The sequence below is a fragment of the Ramlibacter sp. AN1015 genome, assembly GCF_037726105.1.
Taxonomy (GTDB): domain Bacteria; phylum Pseudomonadota; class Gammaproteobacteria; order Burkholderiales; family Burkholderiaceae_C; genus Ramlibacter.
Genome location: NZ_JBBJUM010000013.1, coordinates 57,266 through 71,392, shown reverse-complemented (window position 1 = coordinate 71,392; position 14,127 = coordinate 57,266). Strand labels below are relative to the sequence as shown.

Genomic DNA, 14,127 nt, shown 5'->3' with positions numbered 1-14,127 from the left:
AGATGAGGCACGCGCTCTGCGCGGCGCTGCCCGCGCGACGGCCCTTACTTGATCAGCAGCACCGGCACTTCGGCGCCCGTCACCACCTTCTGGGCCACGCTGCCCATCAGCGCACGGCCGAGGGCGCCGTGCCCGTGCGTCCCCATGACCACCATGTGCGCTTTCGACCGTGCGACCGTGCGCAGGATCTGCTCGGCGGCGTGGCCGACCTGCCAGTCACAGCGATAGCGGATCTGGTGCTTGTCCAGGAACCTGCGGATCGGCGCGAGCACCTTCTCGGCCTCTTCGGTCTGGAAGCCGGTGACGATCTCGGCGCCCACGGCCGAGCGCACGCGCGGCGGCATGGCCGGCTGCACGTTCAGCACCAGCAGCTCGTCGTCCGGCCCCGCCAGGTTCTCGTGGGTCACGAGAAAGGCCAGGGCCTTTTTCGTGCAGCTGCTTCCGTCGGCGGCAAAGACGATCTTCATGGGGACTCTTCCTTCGTTGTTGTTGCGAATGGGTTTTCGCGCTCGGCGCCCCTGACGGGCCGCTTCGCCCCTGCGCAGCGACTCGGCGCCATGCGGGGAGTGCGCGGCGGAATCGCTCGCGCTCGCGGTCTTTCGCCAGGGACATCGGGCACGGCACAGCTTAGTCATCCGGGCTCGGCCGGGCTTGATCCACGTCAACGCCCCCTGCAGGCCGCCCTCGTAGCCTCGCGGCATGGCATCTTCCAGCATCCCTGCCCCCGGTGCGCCGCTGTGCGCGCCGGCCGAGCCGTCCGCACCGGCAGCCGCATCCGCGCCTGTCGGCGGTGCGCCCGGCATCGCCGTGGACGCCGGCGATCCCGCATGGGCCGCGCTGGACGACCCCCTCGAGTGGCAGGCGTTCAGCCGCCCCGCGGCTGGACAGGCGCAGCGCTGGGAGTCGTGGCTCGCCATCGATGGCATGCACTGCGCGGCCTGCAGCCTGCTGGTGGAGCAGGCGCTTGCGACGGTCGAGGGCGTCGAATCGGTCGAGGTGAACGGCGCCACGCAGACGGCGCGCGTGGTGTGGCGCGACGGTGCCTGCAGGCCATCGCAGTGGCTGCGGGCGCTGCGCGGGGCCGGCTACGGAGCCCAGCCCGCCGGCGACCAGCTGGAGGCGGCGCCGCGCCGGCGCGCGCAGCGCGTGATGCTCTGGCGCTGGCTGGTGGCGGGGTTCTGCATGATGCAGGCCATGATGTATGCGCTGCCGATCTACGTGGCGGCGCCGGGCGAGATCACGCCCGACATCGAGGCGCTGCTGCGCTGGGGCGCCTGGATGATGACGCTGCCGGTGGTGCTGTTTTCCTGCTGGCCGTTCTTCTCCGCGGCGCTGCGCGACCTGCGCCACGGCCGCATCGGCATGGACGTACCGGTGGCGCTGGGCATCGTGATCGCCTTCGGCGCCAGCACGGCAGCGACCTTCGATCCGTCCGGGCCCTGGGGCAGCGAGGTCTGGTACGACTCGGTCACGATGTTCGTGTTCTTCCTGCTGTCGGGCCGGCTCATGGAGCTGCGCCTGCGCGACCGCACGGCGGGATCGCTGCAGGCCCTGATGCGCAGCCTGCCGGCCACCGTCGAGCGGCTCGATGCGCAGCGCGGTGAGTTCGTGCGGGTGCCGGTGCGCCGGCTTGCGGTCGGAGACCGGATCCGCGTGCTTGCCGGCGAGGTGGTGCCGGCGGACGGCGTGGTCGAGGCCGGTGACAGCCGCATCGACGAGGCCCTGCTCACCGGCGAATCCGCGCCGCGCCCGCGCGACGTCGGCGACGCCGTCATTGCAGGCAGCCACAACCTATCCGGCACGCTGTGCGTGCGGGTGGAGCGCGTCGGCCCCGACACCCGGTTCGCCGGCATCGTGGCCCTCATGGAGCGCGCCTCCGTCGAGAAGCCGCGCCTCGCGCAGCTGGCCGACCGCCTGGCCAGCCCCTTCCTCGTGGCGGTGCTGGGCGCCTCCGCGCTTGCCGCCGCGTGGTGGTGGGTGGCGGGGCCGGCGCACGCGCTGTCGGTCGCGGTGGCGGTCCTGATCGTGACCTGTCCCTGCGCGCTCTCGCTGGCCACGCCGGCCGCGACGCTCGCTGCCGCGGGGGCGCTGGCGCGGCGCGGCGTGCTGGTGCGCCAGCTGCAGGCGCTCGATCGCGCAGCCGGCATCGACACCGTGGTCTTCGACAAGACCGGCACGCTCACGCAGGACGCGCTGGTGCTGGGCGCGCTGCGCTGCCGCCCGGGCGAGCACGAAGACGAGGTGCTCGCTGCGGCAGCCGCGCTGGCGCGCCACTCGCTGCATCCGCTTTCTCGCGCCCTTGCGGCCGCCGCCGGTCGCGCGGTTCCGCAGGTCGAGGAGGTTCGCGAAATCGCAGGGCAGGGGCTCGAGGGGCGGCTCGCCAGTGGGACGCTGTGGATCGCGTCGCCCGCGGGCGATGCGGCCGCAGGTGGCGATACGCCCACGGCGCGGCGCCTGCGCCTGGGGTCGGCCGCCTTCTGCGGCCTCGATCGCCCAGCCGCCGACGGACCGCAGGTGCACCTGGCCGACGACGCGGGCTGGCTCGCCACCTTCGAATTCAGCGAGTCGCTGCGCAGCGACGCAGCGCCGGCCATCGCCGCCCTGCGCGAAGCAGGGCTGGAGCTGCGGCTGCTGTCCGGCGACCGGGCCGGCGCGGTGCGCCGCCTGGCCGAGCGCACAGGCATCGAGCGCTGGGAGGCCGGCTGCTCGCCCGAGGACAAGCTCGAGCGCGTGCGCGCGCTGCAGCGCCAGGGCCGGCGCGTGCTCATGGTCGGCGACGGCATGAACGACGGACCGGTGCTCGCGTGCGCGGACGTGTCGGCGGCCATGGGCCACGGGGTGCCGCTGGCCCAGGCGCGCTCGGACTTCATCGTCCAGAGCGGCCGACTGCTCGATGTGGCGTCGCTGGTGGCGCAGGCGCGCCGCAGCCGCCGCATCGTGCGCCAGAACCTCGCCTGGGCGGCGCTGTACAACGCCGCCTGCGTTCCGCTGGCGATCGCCGGGCTGATGCCGCCCTGGCTCGCCGGCCTGGGCATGGCCGCCAGTTCGCTGCTGGTGGTCGCCAACGCCGCCCGCCTGAGCCGCCTTCCCCGCACCTGACGCCATGGACATCCTCTTCGTTCTCATCCCGTTGTCCGTGGCGTTGGCCCTGCTGATCCTCGGCGGGCTCGGCTGGGCCGTCTGGCGCGGCCAGTTCGAGTCGGTGGACGCGGAAGGCGAGCGTATCCTGCAGGGCGACTGAGCACCGCGCGCGTGCCGCGGGCGCGTGCCGACGCGTGCCGCCGGTGCGTCGTGGCACACGGATCGCCACGCGTGCCGCTACGCCTGCGCCGCATCCGATGCCTTCGATCTGCGTGCTCCGGCGATGGCCGGCGTGCGAGCGCAGATCCGACGCCGCAGCGTCGCCGAACGCCGAACCCCGAACGCAGCTTGCAGCTTGCAGCCCGCACGCCGTCGGCTGCACGCATCGCCGCCGTGGTGCCGTGGTGCCGGCTTGACTTGCATCAAGAGCCCAGCGGCCCTCGCCGCCGACACTTTCCGCAACATCAACAAGGTGCAATCCATGACGACAGCCTCCGCTGCTTCCCCTGCCCGCTACCACGACACGGTGGTGCGGCAGTTCTCGCTCATGGCCGTGGTCTGGGGTGTGGTGGGCATGCTGGTCGGCGTGTTCATCGCGGCCCAGCTCGCCTGGCCCGAGCTCAATTTCGGCATCCCCTGGCTTAGCTATGGGCGCCTGCGGCCGCTGCACACCAACGCGGTGATCTTCGCCTTCGGCGGCTGCGCGTTGATCGGCACCAGCTACTGGGTCGTGCAGCGCACGTGCCACGTGCCGCTGTTCGCGCCCAAGCTCGCGGCCTTCACCTTCTGGGGCTGGCAGGCGGTGATCGTGGCCGCGGCCATCAGCCTGCCGCTGGGCTACACCTCGGGCAAGGAATACGCCGAACTCGAATGGCCCATCGACATCCTGATCACGCTGGTGTGGGTGTCCTATGCCATCGTGTTCTTCGGCACCGTGGGCACGCGCAAGGTGCGCCACATCTATGTGGCCAACTGGTTCTACGGGGCGTTCATCCTGGCGGTGGCCATCCTGCACCTGGTCAACAGCGCCGCGATTCCCGCCGGGTGGATGAAGTCCTACTCGGCCTACGCCGGCGTGCAGGACGCGATGATCCAGTGGTGGTACGGCCATAACGCGGTGGGCTTCTTCCTCACCGCCGGCTTCCTGGGAATGATGTACTACTTCATTCCCAAGCAGGCCGAGCGTCCGGTCTACAGCTACCGCCTGTCCATCGTCCACTTCTGGGCGCTGATCTTCACCTACATGTGGGCGGGCCCGCACCACCTGCACTTCACCGCGCTGCCCGACTGGACGCAGAGCGTGGGCATGCTGTTCTCGCTGATCCTGCTGGCGCCCAGCTGGGGCGGAATGATCAACGGCGTGATGACGCTCTCCGGCGCCTGGCACAAGCTGCGCGACGACCCGGTGCTGCGCTTCCTGATCGTGTCGCTGTCCTTCTACGGCATGAGCACCTTCGAGGGCCCGATGATGTCCATCAAGACCGTCAACGCGCTGTCGCACTACACCGACTGGACCGTGGGCCACGTGCATTCCGGCGCCCTCGGCTGGGTGGGCCTGATCTCCATGGGCTCGCTCTACTACCTGATCCCGCGCCTGTTCGGGCAGAAGAAGATGTACAGCGTGCCGGCCATCGAGCTGCACTTCTGGCTCGCCACCCTGGGCATCGTGCTGTACATCGCCGCCATGTGGATCGCCGGCGTGATGCAGGGCCTGATGTGGCGCGCGATCAATCCCGACGGCACCCTGACCTACACCTTCGTCGAGTCGGTCAAGGCGAGCTACCCCTTCTACGTGATCCGCGTGCTCGGCGGCGTGCTGTACCTGGGCGGCATGCTGGTCATGGCCTGGAACACCTGGATGACCGTCGCCGGCGGCCGGGCGCTGCGCCTGAGCGTGCCCACGCCGGCCCACGCCTGAGCAACGCACGCACTGGCACGCGATAGGAAAACCCATCATGAGCAACGCCCAACCCAAGGCTGGCTTCTCGCACGAGAAGGTCGAGACCAGCAACTTCCTGATGATCGTGCTGATCCTGCTGGTGGTCGCCATCGGCGGACTGGTCGAGATCGTCCCGCTCTTCTTCCAGAAGTCCACCACCGAGGCGGTGCAGGGCGTCAAGCCGTACACCGCGCTGCAGCTGGCCGGGCGCGACATCTACCTGCGCGAGGGTTGCTACAACTGCCACTCGCAGATGATCCGCCCCTTCCGCGCCGAGACGCTGCGCTACGGGCACTACTCGGTGGCCGGTGAATTCGTCTACGACCATCCCTTCCAGTGGGGCAGCAAGCGCACGGGGCCCGACCTGCACCGCGTGGGCGGCAAGTACAGCGACGAATGGCACCGCGTGCACCTGGTCAACCCGCGCGACGTGGTGCCCGAATCGAACATGCCGGCCTATCCGTGGCTGGAGAAGAAGGTGCTCGATCCGGCCGAGATCCAGCCGAAGATGCGCGCGCTGCGCATGGTGGGGGTGCCCTACACCGAAGAGGAGATCGGCAAGGCGCCGGCGGACGTCAAGGGCCGCACCGAGATGGACGCGCTGATCGCGTATCTGCAGGGCATGGGCCTGGCGCTGAAGTAAGGAGTAGAGAGACCATGGACATCACCACCATGCGCATCCTGGCGACGCTGTTCTCGCTGGGCACCTTCCTCGCCATCGCGGCCTGGGCCTATGCCCGCGGCAACCGCGAGCGTTTCGACGACGCCGCCGCCGTCCCCTTCCAGCACGACGAATAAGGAGCTGCAGCGATGAGCGACTTCACCGGAAATTTCTGGTCGGTCTTCGTGGCCGGCCTCACCCTCGTGAGCATCGTGGCGTGCCTGGTGCTGCTCTGGGTCACGGCGCGCACGCGGGTCGCGTCCGACGCCGACAACACCACCGGTCACGTCTGGGACGAGGACCTGCGCGAGATGAACAACCCGATGCCGCGCTGGTGGATGTGGCTGTTCGTGCTCACCATCGTCTTCTCGCTGCTGTACCTGGTGGCCTATCCCGGGCTGGGCAGCTACCAGGGGCAACTCAACTGGAGCACCGCGGGCAACTACGAGAAGGAGATGTCCCGGGCGCGCGAGCAGCTCGAGCCGCTCTATGCCCAGTTCGCCGCGCGCAAGCCCGAGGACCTGGCCGGCGACCCGAACGCCATGGCGATCGGCGAGCGCGTGTTCATGAACCAGTGCTCGCAGTGCCACGGCTCCGACGGCCGCGGCAGCAAGGGCTTCCCCAATCTGGCCGACCGCGACTGGCTCTGGGGCGGCGAGCCCGCGCAGATCGCGCAGTCCATTCACCAGGGCCGCACCGGCGCCATGCCGCCGATGGGCGCGGCGGTGGGCGGCAGCGATGACGTGAAGAACGTCGCCCACTACGTGCTGAGCCTGTCCAAGGCGCCGCACGACTCGCTGCGGGCCCAACTCGGACGCGGCAAGTTCACCGCCTGCGCGGCCTGCCACGGCATGGACGGCAAAGGCAACGCGGCGCTCGGCGCCCCGAACCTCACGGATGACGTGTGGCTGCACGGCTGGGGCGAGCAGGCCATCGTGAACATCATCAACAACGGCAAGACCAGCCAGATGCCCGCCCAGCAAGGCAAGTTGACGGATGCGCAGATCCACGTGCTGTCGGCCTACGTCTGGGGTTTGTCGAACAAGGCGCCGGCGGTGCGGCACTGAGTCGGACCGCGGCGAGGTGCCCGCGCGGCGGCCAACAGGCGGCGAGCGCGGCCCCTGCCGCGCCTGGAGCCGCGCCGGTCGGCCGGTGGCATGCACGGCGGCTGGGCTGGGGCATCGCCAGCCCATCGGTTGTCGCCACGGCGGGGCTTCGGCCCCGCTGCTCATTTAGGGAAGGCCCTGAGGTAGGCAGCACACGGCGCCGGGCGTAATACCCTGGTCACCACCAACCATCAGGAGACCTGCCCATGCCCCGTGTCCACCATGCCCTGGCCGCCGTTGCCGCGCTCGCACTGCTGGGGGCCTGCTCGAGCCCCGCGCCGTCGCCGGGCGCCATGGCGCGCCAGGCCGCCGCCAGCGGCCCCATGACCTTTTTCGTCACCAGCGTCGGCAGCGGCCGGGGTGCCGATCTCGGCGGACTGGCCGGGGCCGACGCCCACTGCCAGCGGCTGGCAGCGGCCGTCGGCGCCGGCCACCGCACCTGGCGTGCCTACCTGAGCACGCCACCCACCTTCCCGTCCGCTGCCAACCCGAAGGGTGTTCCGGCAGTGAACGCCCGTGACCGCATCGGCTCGGGCCCCTGGCACAACTCCCGCAATTCGCTGATCGCGAGCGACCTCGAGCACCTGCACAACGGCAACAACATCAGCAAGGAAACCGCGCTGGACGAACGCGGCAATCCGGTGCGAGGCCGCGGCGAGCAACCCAACGAACACGACATCCTCACCGGCTCGCGCTCCGACGGCACCGCCTTCGCGCCCCAGACCGACACCACCTGCAAGGCCTGGACCTCTTCCGCACCCGACGGATCGGCCGTGGTCGGCCACCACGACCGCAGCGGCCCGATGCCCGAGAACTGGGCCCGTTCCTGGAACTTCTCTCACCAGTCGGCCGGCTGCAACCAGGAGGCCCTGGTGCGCACCGGGGGCTCCGGGCGTTTCTACTGCTTCGCGGCGAACTAGCAGCCGACCGGACGCGGGCGCTCGCAGCGCAGCCGCCCGCTCGAGCGGCGGCGGACCGGCCCGCTGCCCCGGCGGGCGCAGCGCGCGCTGCGTGCCCGCATCCGGGCCAGGTACCCGAATGCGCCCGCACATGACTTAGGACAAGTGCCTGGCACCGGCGGCAGCGCACCATGACGGCAGTTCCGCTACCACCGCGAAGCCGCCGTGAAAGTCATCCCCATCGTGCCCGTGCCCCACGAGCCCCCGCCGGAGGGCGAAACGCAGTCGCTCTACGAGGCACACAAGAAGGTCTATCCGCGCAGCGTGCAGGGCCGGTTCACCAATTGGCGGTGGACCTGCGTGCTGCTGACGCAACTCGTGTTCTACGGCCTGCCCTGGCTGCAGTGGGGCGAGCGCCAGGCGGTGCTGTTCGACCTCGCGGCGCGCCGCTTCTATCTCTTCGGCTATGTCCTGTACCCGCAGGACTTCATCTATCTCACCGGCCTGCTGGTGGTGAGCGCGCTCTCGCTGTTCCTCTTCACCGCCGTGGCGGGGCGCCTGTGGTGCGGCTTCGCCTGCCCGCAGACCGTCTACACCGAAATGTTCCTGTGGATCGAGCGCCGCCTCGAGGGGGACCGCAACGCCCGGCTGAAGCTCGACGCCGCACCGATGTCGGTCGAGAAGCTGGCGCGCAAGGGCGGCAAGCACCTGCTGTGGCTGGCGCTCGCGCTGTGGACGGGCTTTACCTTCGTGGGCTATTTCACGCCGGTCCACGAACTCGGCCAGGAGCTGCTGCACGCCCGCATGGGTTCGTGGGAGGTGTTCTGGGTCCTGTTCTACGGCGGGGCGACCTGGGGCAATGCCGGCTTCCTGCGCGAGCAGGTGTGCAAGTACATGTGCCCGTACGCCCGCTTCCAGAGCGCCATGTTCGACAAGGACACCCTGATCGTGAGCTACGACGCCGCCCGCGGCGAGCCGCGCGGCTCGCGCGGGCGCAAGGTCGATTTCGCCGCACAGGGCCTGGGCAGCTGCATCGACTGCACGCTGTGCGTGCAGGTCTGTCCGACCGGCATCGACATCCGCAAGGGGCTGCAATACGAATGCATCGGCTGCGCCGCCTGCGTTGATGTGTGCGACAGCGTGATGGACAAGATGAACTACCCGCGCGGGCTGATCCGCTTCACCACGCAGAACGCGCTGGCCGGCGGCTGGGACCACGCCCGCATGCTGCGCAGGGTGCTGCGCCCGCGCGTGCTCGTCTACACGGCCATCCTGGGGGTGCTGTCGTTCGCGATCGCGCTGAGCCTGGCGATGCGCACGCCGCTGAAGGTGGACGTGGTGCGCGACCGCGCCGCGCTGGCGCGCATCGTCGCCGGTGGCAAGCTGGAAAACGTCTATCGCCTGCAGATCATGAATGCGACCGAAGAGCCGCAGACCTACCACCTGTCCGCGACGGGGTTGCCCGGGCTGGCGGTGGCATCGGAGGCCGACTTCACCGTCGGTCCGGCCCAGTCCCGCTGGGTTCCCGTGCGCCTGCAGCTGCCCTATGGCGGCGCCGAGCCCGGATCGCACCCCATCCACTTCACCATCGGCACCGCCTCGGGCGACGCGCAGGTCCGCGAGAAATCCGTGTTCCTGGTGCCACGATAGAAAGGCATTCCCTCCCATGCATGACACGCAAGACGACGCGCTGCGCAGCAGCAGCCCCTGGTGGCACCACGGCCACGTCTGGCTGGTGATCGCCGGGCCCGTGATCGTGGTGATCGCGGGCATCGCTACCCTGGTACTGGCGGTGCGCACGCCCGACCCGCTGGTGGCCGAGGACTACTACCGCCGCGGCATCGAGATCAACAGGACGCTGGCCGAGGAACAGGCCAAGGGCCTGCTGCCGGCCGTGCAGGGACGCAACCACGCCGCATCGCCGGCGCCGGCGCGCTGACCGCCATGGCCACCACTCCCTGGGGTCGCGTGGCGATGCTGGTGGCGTGGCCCGCCTTCCTCGGCGCCTGCGTGCTGGAGATGGCGGTGTTCGCGCTGGTCGATCCGCTGGAGCTGTCCTGGGCAGGCGGGCCCCTGGGCTGGAGCCGCCAGGCGGTCTACACCGCGGCCTTTTTCGTGTTCTGGATAACCTGCATGCTGTCCAGCGCGCTGTGCCTGCTGCTGGCGGGAGCAAGCGCAGCGGGTGGGGCACAGGCGGTCGCCGCCGCCGAGTGAGCGGGGCTGCCGCAGCGCGGCCCGCGCGTGCGGTAAATTTGGCGGCACCCCAATGCTCGCTGCCGCACCCGTGTCCCTTTCCCTCCTGCGTGATTCCGATGCCGCCAGCCGGCTTGCCGCGCTGCTCGACTCGGCCATGGACGCCATCATCAGCATCGATGCCCGCGAGCGCATCGTGCTGTACAACCGCGCGGCCGAACAGACCTTCGGCTGGCCCCCCGACGCGGTGATGGGACGGCCGCTGTCGATGCTGATTCCCGAGCGCTTTCGCGCCGGCCACGCGGCCCATGTGCACCACTTCGCCGACACCGGCGTCACCTCGCGCCGCAAGGGCGAGGGCATGGTGCTGTACGGCCTGCGGGCGGACGGCAGCGAGTTCCCGATGGACGCCTCCATCTCGCAGATCGACACGGCCGAGGGCAAGGTGTTCTCGGTCATCCTGCGCGACGTGACCGAGCGCGTGCGGGCGCGCCAGGACCTCGCGCGTTTCGCGACGGAGGCCAGCGCGATCCGCGAGCAGGAGAAGACGCGCGTTGCCCGTGAACTGCACGACGAGCTGGCGCAGTCGCTCACGGCGCTCAAGATGGACGCGATCTGGGTGCGCGACCACCTGGGCGACGATCCGGCGTCCGTGGCCACCAAGCTGGCCGGCATGCTGGAGATGCTGGACGCGAGCGTGGCCGCCACGCGTCGCATCTCGGCCGACCTGCGGCCCCTGGTGCTGGACGACCTGGGCCTGGTGCCGGCGATCGAATGGCTGGTGCAGAGCTTCACGCAACGTCATGGCGTGCCCTGCGCGCTCGACGCCGACGAGTCCCTGGAGCTGGGCGAGCCGCACGCGACGGCCGTCTTCCGCATCGTGCAGGAATCGCTCGCCAATGCGGCCAAGCACGCCCGCGCGAACCAGGTCTGGGTGCGGGTGGCGCGCGAAGGCCGCGAGATCGTGCTGTCGGTGCGCGACGACGGCCAGGGCTTTCGGACCGACGCCGACCGCAAGCCGCAGTCGCTCGGGCTGATCGGACTGCGCGAGCGGGCGCAGCTGCTGGAGGGCACGGTGCGCATTGCGTCGGCCCCGGGGCAGGGCACGCGCATCGAGGCGCGCATTCCGGCGCCTCGCGCCGACCTGGAGCCGACCGCATGATCCGCATCGTGATGGCCGACGACCACGCGATCGTCCGCGAGGGCCTCAAGCGCATCGTGGAGAGCGTCACCGACTTCCAGGTGGTCGGCGAGGCCGGTGACGGCGCCGAGGTGCTGCGCCTGGTGCGCGAGACCGACTTCGACCTGCTGGTGCTGGACCTGTCCATGCCCGGGCGCAGCGGCATGGAACTCATCAAGCTGGTCAAGGCCGAAAAGCCCCGCCTGCGCATCCTGGTGCTGAGCATGCACCAGGAGTCGCAATACGCGGTGCGGGCGATCAAGTCCGGCGCCAGTGGCTATCTCACCAAGGAAAGCGCGCCCGGTCAGCTCGAGCAGGCACTGCGCAAGATCGCGGCGGGCGGCGCGTGGATCAGCCCGGAAGTGGCGCAGCAGCTCGCCCTGGGCGCGATGCCGGGCGGAGGCGGCGAGACCCCGCCGCACGAATCGCTCTCGACGCGCGAGTTCGAGGTGTTCCGACAGCTTCTGGCGGGGCAGTCCGTGACCGAGATCGCGCAGCGCCTGAGCCTGTCGGTGAAGACGGTGAGCAGCCACAAGTCGAACCTGATGCACAAGCTCGGCGTGCACAGCCCCGCCGAGCTGGTGCGCTATGCCATGCGCCACGGCCTGGAGGAGGAGGGCGACGGGCCCTGACGCGGGGGCCGTCGGCAGCTGCACGATGCGCGCGCCGTGCCCCGCACCTGCATGCCGCGGCGCCGGCGCGTCGCGGGCCTTCAGGCCTGCGCGTCGCTGGTGCCCGACGCGAGAGGCGTGACCGAATCGAACAGCTCCAGGCTGCGCGCAACCTCCTCGCGCACCTGCAGGGCCGCGGCAGCCGGTGCGAGCTTGCCGACGCGAACGCCGAGCAGCCGGATGCGCTGGTCGAGATCGACGCGCTTGAGGCACTGGCCCGCCGCCTTGCGGATGGTCGCCGCGTCGCTGGTGAAGCGCTCCAGCGTCAGATCGCGGGTGGCGGTGCGGAAGTCGTCGTAGCGCAGCTTGATGCCGATGGTGCGGCCGACATAACCCTTGCGCTGCAGGTCGCCCGCGACGCGCTCGCACAGCTCGGTGAACACCGCCCCGAGCACCGCCTTGTCGCGCACCGCATGCAGGTCGCGCTCGAAGGTGGTTTCCCGGCTCATCGACACCGGCTCGCTTTCGGTCACCACCGGGCGGTCGTCGCGCCCCCATGCCGCATGGTGCATCCAGGTGCCGGTGGCCCGGCCGAAGTGCTCCACCAGCCACGCGCACTCGCGCGCGGCCATGTCCCCGATGGTGTGCACGCCCAGGGCTTGCAGGCGCGCGTCGGCCTTGGGTCCGATGCCATTGATCTTGCGCGCCGGTAGCGGCCAGATGCGCGAGGCGATCTCGTCGTCCCGCACGATCGAGATGCCGTTGGGCTTGTCGAATTCGCTCGCCATCTTGGCGATCAGCTTGTTCGGCGCGACGCCGATCGAGCAGGTCAGCCCCGTGCGCTCGAAGATGGCACGCTGGATCAGCCGTGCCAGCACCCGTCCGCCCTCGCGCTGTCCGCCAGGCACGTCGGTGAAGTCGATGTACACCTCGTCGACGCCCCGGTCCTCGACCAAAGGCGCGATCTCGCGGATGGTGGCCTTGAAGGCCCGCGAGACGCGGCGCACCTCGTCGAAGTCGGCCGGCAGCACCAGCGCCTGCGGGCACAGCCGCGCCGCCTTCATCATGCCCATGGCCGAGCCCACGCCGAACTGGCGCGCCGGGTAGGTGGCGGTGGTGATGACGCCGCGGCCGACATAGTCCTTGAGACGGGGAAAGGCATCGGCGGGAATCTCGCTCAGGGGCAGCTCCTTGAAGCGTTCGAGCAGCAACTCATCGACGCGCCTGCGGCCGCCGCCGATCACCACCGGAAGGCCCTTGAGCTGCGGATAGCGCAGCAACTCCACCGACGCGAAGAACGCGTCCATGTCGAGATGGGCGATACGGCGCTGCCGGGACATGGTTTCTATTGTCGCCTTGACCTGACGCAAGCGACGCCGCTGCGGCTGCCGCCATCATCCGCGCCGCATGCGCATCCCAGACGTTCTCTTGTTCGCCGCTCCTTCATGCCGCCGCCGGTAGCCCGCGTCCTGTATGCGAGCCGCGCGTGCCTCGAGAAGCCGGTGTTCGGCGAGCTCGAACGCATCCGACGCAGTGCGCTGCGCAACAACCAGGCCCTGGGCGTGCACACCGCGCTCTTGCACCAGGCTGGCTGGTTCCTGCAGTGGAAGGAGGGACCCGCGGTCGGCATGCACCGGCTGATGGAGCGGGTGGCGCGCGATGCGCGGCACCGCGAGCTGCAGGTGGTGCACGCGAGCCGCGGTCCGCGGCTGCTCGATGGCCCCTGGTCCATGGCGGTCGTGCCCTGCGACGAGCCGCCCCACGTGCTGGCGCAGCGCATCGCGCGTGCGGCAAGCGCAGGCGCGCGGGACCAGGACCGCGCAGTGGGGCCCGCCGAGGTGTGGTGCCGCATCGCCATGCCGCTGCGCTGCGGCCAGGGCGGCGAGTTCCAGGAGTCGGACGCATGCCAGCGCGTCCTGTTGGCCAGTGCGGTGGGAACGACCGCGTTCGAACTGGTGCGCTGGCTGGCGGCGCGGCACGGCGCCGCGGTGGCGCACCGGCGCTTCGCGGCGCTCGCGCGCGATGTCGCATCCGAACTCGCCGACTTGCGCGTGCAGGGCCGTGCCTTGCGCATCGTCTCGCTGGCGCGCAAGGGCTTGGCCGTGCCGCTCGCGCGCGCGCTGCTGCAGGCCAACTCGCATCTCGTCTTGCTGCTGTGCGGCGAGGCCGCGCGGGACGCAGCGCTGCTCGACAGCATGGCCGCTGCTTGCGCGGGCCACGCGCAGCCGCCGATGCTGGTCGGTGTGGGGCCCGATGTGCGCGCGCATGGGGCGCTGCTCGCGCTGGCCGCCAGCCGCCGTCTGGCGTACGTGCCTGCCATCGCCGATCCGCGCGACTACGCCGGCGTCTGGGCGGCGCTGCAGCCGGTGCTGGCGCAGTAGAAGACGCCGTGGCGGGCGCAGGAGAGGACGGCGGGGCCGGGGCGCAGCCGCGGGTGCTCGAACCGGCGCGGGTACT

15 protein-coding genes are annotated in these 14,127 nt (G+C 70.5%); 13 read left to right on the top strand and 2 right to left on the bottom strand.

The features are described from left to right. Positions 1-44 precede the first annotated feature (44 nt). Positions 45-467, bottom strand: a complete 423-nt coding sequence (locus tag WG922_RS18245) for a universal stress protein (RefSeq protein WP_340284257.1) — start codon at positions 465-467, stop codon at positions 45-47. A 232-nt stretch (positions 468-699) separates the two neighbouring features. Here WG922_RS18245 and WG922_RS18240 point away from each other — a divergent pair, with 232 nt between their 5' ends. The 12 genes from WG922_RS18240 (at position 700) to WG922_RS18185 (ending at position 11,691) form a co-directional block, all read left to right on the top strand. Continuing rightward, entirely contained in the window at positions 700-3,099 is a 2,400-nt protein-coding gene (locus WG922_RS18240; RefSeq protein ID WP_340284256.1) for a heavy metal translocating P-type ATPase, read from the top strand. Between the two features lie 4 nt (positions 3,100-3,103). Further along, positions 3,104-3,241, top strand: coding sequence for a cbb3-type cytochrome oxidase assembly protein CcoS (gene ccoS, locus WG922_RS18235; RefSeq protein ID WP_340284254.1), 138 nt, complete (start codon positions 3,104-3,106; stop codon positions 3,239-3,241). 321 nt (positions 3,242-3,562) lie between these two features. Continuing rightward, the gene (gene ccoN / locus WG922_RS18230) at positions 3,563-4,999 is read left to right on the top strand and encodes a cytochrome-c oxidase, cbb3-type subunit I (protein WP_340284253.1); all 1,437 of its coding nucleotides are present in this window, start codon (positions 3,563-3,565) and stop codon (positions 4,997-4,999) included. A gap of 37 nt (positions 5,000-5,036) precedes the next feature. After that, positions 5,037-5,663: a cytochrome-c oxidase, cbb3-type subunit II gene (gene ccoO, locus WG922_RS18225; RefSeq protein ID WP_340284252.1), complete on the top strand. Its 627-nt coding sequence runs from the start codon at positions 5,037-5,039 to the stop codon at positions 5,661-5,663. A 14-nt stretch (positions 5,664-5,677) separates the two neighbouring features. Continuing rightward, positions 5,678-5,818 carry a cbb3-type cytochrome oxidase subunit 3 gene (locus WG922_RS18220; RefSeq protein WP_340284251.1) on the top strand — a complete coding sequence of 47 codons (141 nt, stop codon included), beginning with the start codon at positions 5,678-5,680 and terminating at the stop codon, positions 5,816-5,818. A 12-nt stretch (positions 5,819-5,830) separates the two neighbouring features. Continuing rightward, on the top strand, positions 5,831-6,748 hold the full coding sequence (gene ccoP, locus WG922_RS18215) for a cytochrome-c oxidase, cbb3-type subunit III (RefSeq protein ID WP_340284250.1): 918 nt from the start codon (positions 5,831-5,833) through the stop codon (positions 6,746-6,748). A 245-nt stretch (positions 6,749-6,993) separates the two neighbouring features. After that, complete coding sequence (locus WG922_RS18210; protein WP_340284249.1) at positions 6,994-7,707, top strand: hypothetical protein; 714 nt, start codon at positions 6,994-6,996, stop codon at positions 7,705-7,707. A gap of 204 nt (positions 7,708-7,911) precedes the next feature. Next, positions 7,912-9,336, top strand: coding sequence for a cytochrome c oxidase accessory protein CcoG (gene ccoG / locus WG922_RS18205; RefSeq protein WP_340284248.1), 1,425 nt, complete (start codon positions 7,912-7,914; stop codon positions 9,334-9,336). A gap of 16 nt (positions 9,337-9,352) precedes the next feature. Continuing rightward, entirely contained in the window at positions 9,353-9,625 is a 273-nt protein-coding gene (locus WG922_RS18200) for a FixH family protein (protein WP_340284247.1), read from the top strand. A 5-nt stretch (positions 9,626-9,630) separates the two neighbouring features. Next, positions 9,631-9,900, top strand: coding sequence for a hypothetical protein (locus WG922_RS18195; RefSeq protein ID WP_340284246.1), 270 nt, complete (start codon positions 9,631-9,633; stop codon positions 9,898-9,900). A 70-nt stretch (positions 9,901-9,970) separates the two neighbouring features. Continuing rightward, a complete protein-coding gene (locus tag WG922_RS18190; RefSeq protein ID WP_340284245.1) occupies positions 9,971-11,041 on the top strand; it encodes a PAS domain-containing sensor histidine kinase in 1,071 nt (356 codons plus the stop codon). After that, entirely contained in the window at positions 11,038-11,691 is a 654-nt protein-coding gene (locus WG922_RS18185) for a response regulator transcription factor (protein WP_340284244.1), read from the top strand. Before WG922_RS18190 ends, WG922_RS18185 begins: the two co-directional genes overlap by 4 nt. 80 nt (positions 11,692-11,771) lie before the next feature. On the opposite strand, the gene WG922_RS18180 is transcribed toward WG922_RS18185, so the two are convergent. Beyond that, positions 11,772-13,010 carry a Y-family DNA polymerase gene (locus WG922_RS18180; RefSeq protein ID WP_340284243.1) on the bottom strand — a complete coding sequence of 413 codons (1,239 nt, stop codon included), beginning with the start codon at positions 13,008-13,010 and terminating at the stop codon, positions 11,772-11,774. A 105-nt stretch (positions 13,011-13,115) separates the two neighbouring features. Between WG922_RS18180 and WG922_RS18175 the strand changes: the two genes are divergently transcribed. Then, a complete protein-coding gene (locus WG922_RS18175; RefSeq protein ID WP_340284242.1) occupies positions 13,116-14,051 on the top strand; it encodes a BLUF domain-containing protein in 936 nt (311 codons plus the stop codon). Positions 14,052-14,127 lie beyond the last annotated feature (76 nt).